The sequence below is a fragment of the Hydrogenophaga sp. genome (genome assembly GCF_051007235.1).
Classification (GTDB): domain Bacteria; phylum Pseudomonadota; class Gammaproteobacteria; order Burkholderiales; family Burkholderiaceae_C; genus Hydrogenophaga.
The window spans coordinates 1-2970 of the sequence record NZ_JBPCSJ010000361.1; the positions used below are offsets into that span (position 1 = coordinate 1).

The 2970-nt window shown below is 69.1% G+C and carries 3 protein-coding genes; 2 read left to right on the plus strand and 1 reads right to left on the minus strand.

The window, feature by feature from the left end:
- The first annotated feature begins 16 nt into the window (after positions 1 to 16).
- A complete protein-coding gene (locus tag ACR2JA_RS12985; RefSeq protein WP_434009500.1) occupies positions 17 to 1393 on the plus strand; it encodes a chloride channel protein in 1377 nt (458 codons plus the stop codon).
- Positions 1394 to 1409: 16 nt separating this feature from the next.
- On the opposite strand, the gene ACR2JA_RS12990 is transcribed toward ACR2JA_RS12985, so the two are convergent.
- Positions 1410 to 2612: an MFS transporter gene (locus ACR2JA_RS12990; RefSeq protein ID WP_434009499.1), complete on the minus strand. Its 1203-nt coding sequence runs from the start codon at positions 2610 to 2612 to the stop codon at positions 1410 to 1412.
- A 152-nt stretch (positions 2613 to 2764) separates the two neighbouring features.
- On the opposite strand from ACR2JA_RS12990, the gene ACR2JA_RS12995 reads away from it, so the two are divergent.
- The coding region (locus ACR2JA_RS12995) for a hypothetical protein (protein ID WP_434009501.1) at positions 2765 to 2970 on the plus strand (206 nt) is incomplete at its 3' end.

Genomic DNA, 2970 nt, shown 5'->3' on the forward strand with positions numbered 1-2970 from the left:
CTACACTGCGCCTTGCATGAAAGGCGAGCCGGACTTTTTTCAGAATCTGCAGGACGAACTGTCCGACGGCCGGGGCTGGCTGGACCGGACCATCGTGCTGGCCTATGCGGTGGCCGCTGGTCTGTGTGTGGTGATCTTCACGCTGATGAGCGAAACCGCCTTTGAGTGGTTCCACCTCCTGCACGAGCGCGCCCCTTGGGCGGTGCTGGTCTGGACGCCCGCCCTCACCGCCTTCATCGTCTGGGCCACGCGCCGCTTTGCCCCTGGTGCGGCCGGCTCCGGTATTCCCCAGGTGATGACCGCCCTGGACCCGCACCTGCCACGGGACATGCGCCACCGCTTCGTCTCTGTCCGCCTGACGGCGGCCAAGATGCTGCTGGGCTCGATGAGCCTGCTGGCCGGCCTGTCGGCCGGACGCGAGGGCCCCTCGGTTCAAGTCGCGGCCGGTGTGATGCACAACGCCCGGCGCTGGCTGCGCCCCGGCTCGGGCATGAGCGACCACGCCTTGCTGGTGGCCGGCGGTGCCGCCGGCATTGCCGCCGCCTTCAACGCCCCGCTGGCCGGGGTGGTGTTTGCCATTGAGGAGCTCTCGCGCAAGCTGGAGTCGCGCAACAGCGGCCTGATCATCGCGGCCATCGTGCTGGCCGGTCTGGTCAGTGTTTCGGTTTTTGGCAACCTCAGCTATTTCGGCTCCGTCGCCGTCCCCAAGCTGGGCTGGGGCGCGCTGCTGCCGGGCCTGATGGTGGCGGTGGTCTGCGGCGTGCTGGGCGGCCTGTTCGCGCGGCTGCTGGCGGCATCGGCGGCCGGCATGCCCGACCGGTTCAGTGCCTTTCGCAAGCGTTATCCGGTGCGCTTTGCGGCTGTGTGCGGCCTGGTGATTGCCGTCATCGGCCTGGCGTCGGACGGCGCCACGTTCGGCGCCGGTGCTCAAGAGGTGCGCCACATGCTGGCCGGCGAAAGCGACGCCTCGCGCCTGTACGTGCTGCTCAAGTTCGTGGCCACCTGGCTCACCGCCTGGAGCGGGGTGCCCGGCGGCATCTTCGCGCCCTCGCTGTCCATCGGCGCCGGTATCGGCCACGACGTGGCCCAGCTGGTGGCGGGCGCGCAGTTCCAGACGCTGGCGCCCAGCCTGATCGCCATGGGCATGGCCGGCTTCCTGGCGGCCGCCACGCAGGCGCCGCTGACCTCGTTCATCATCGTGATGGAGATGATCGACGGCCGTCCGATGGTGCTGAGCCTCATGGCCGCGGCCATGATCGCCAGCCTGATCGCGCGGCTGATCAGTCGCCCGCTCTACAGCACCCTGTCGGCGCTGATGATGAGACCGCTGCGCGAAGCCCAGGCACGGGCAAAGGAGGCGGCGGCCAGCGCCCGCCCAGACGACCCGATGTGAAAAAGGACCTGCCGGCTCAGGCGTGGGGCGAAGGCGCTTTCATGGGCGCGGCCAGCAGCAGCCACAGCAGCATCAGCGCCGCGCTGAACACGAAGATGCCGCCGCTGCCCCAGGTCTTGACCACCAGGCCGCCCAGGCTGCCACCGGCGAAGATGCCCAGCGACATCAGGGTGTTGTAAACGCCAAGCGCCGCGCCGCGCTGGCGCGGTTCGGCCAGGCGCGACGCCAGGCTGGGCTGGCTGGCCTCCTGTGCGTTGAAGCCGACGAAGTACAGGCACAGCAGCAGCGACACCGCCCAGATCGACGGCGCGTTCAGGCTCAGCAAAAAGCCCAGCTGCACCAGCACGATGAGCGCGATGGTGCCCAGGTACACCTGCTTGAAATAGCCTTTGCGCTCCAGCCGGAACAGCAAGCCGCCGAGGATCAGCAGCGAGCCCAGCACAGCAGGCAGGTACACCTTCCACTGCGCGGGGCTGGCCACGCCAGCCTTGGTCAGCAAGGCGGGCACCGACATCCACATCGCGATCTGCACCGCGTGCAACACGAACACGCCCAGGTCCACCCGCAGCAGCTCGGCGTTGCGCAGCACCTCGCGCAGACCGCCTCGCGACGGGGCCAGGTGTTCCAGCGGCTCGGGCGGTACCACCCAGGCCACCACGGCCATGCCGGTCAGCGCCAGCACAGCGGTCATCACAAACAGGCCTGACAGTCCGATGTGCGGCACCAGCACCGGCGCGAGCACCAGCGACAGCGCGAACATGAGCGCGATGCTGATGCCGACCAGCGCCATCGACTTGGTGCGCACCTGGTCGCGCGTGAGGTCGGCCAGCAGCGCCGTGACGGCGGCCGAGATGGCGCCCGCACCTTGAATGGAGCGCCCGGCCACCAGCCAGGGCAGGCTGGGCGCCCAGGCGGCCACCAGGCTGCCCACCACGAACAGCGCCAGTCCGGCCAGGATCACCGGCTTGCGTCCCAGCCGGTCCGATGCCATGCCCAGCGGCACCTGCAGCATCGCCTGCGTCAGACCATAGGCGCCCATGGCCAGCCCGACCAGCCACGGGTCGTCGCCGCCGGGGTAGTGTTTGGCTTCCATCGCGAACACCGGCAGCACCAGGAACAGCCCCAGCATGCGCAAGGCGTAGATGGAGGCCAACGAGAAACTGGCCCGGCGTTCGCTCGCCGTCATGCGTGCCGCGTCGGGGGCTGTGGCGGGCGTCATCGGGGAAGCGGTGTTCAGGGAAGGCACGGCGGGGCGTGAAGGGATGCGGGAAGCTGCGTATTGTGTCCGAAAGGCCGCAACGGCAGGGGCGGCGTCGACGCGACACAGCGCCGCGCCTTATCATGCAAGGTTGCCTTTTTGACACCCTCCCTGTGGACCACAAGCCCCTCGCATCGCCCCTTGCCGCCCCCGCCAGTGCCACCATGCTGTCGGTGCGCGGCGCGCGCACGCACAACCTCAAGAACATCGACCTGGACATCCCCAAGCACGCGCTGGTGGTGATCACCGGGCTGTCGGGCTCGGGCAAGTCCAGCCTGGCCTTCGACACGCTGTACGCCGAGGGCCAGCGCCGCTATGT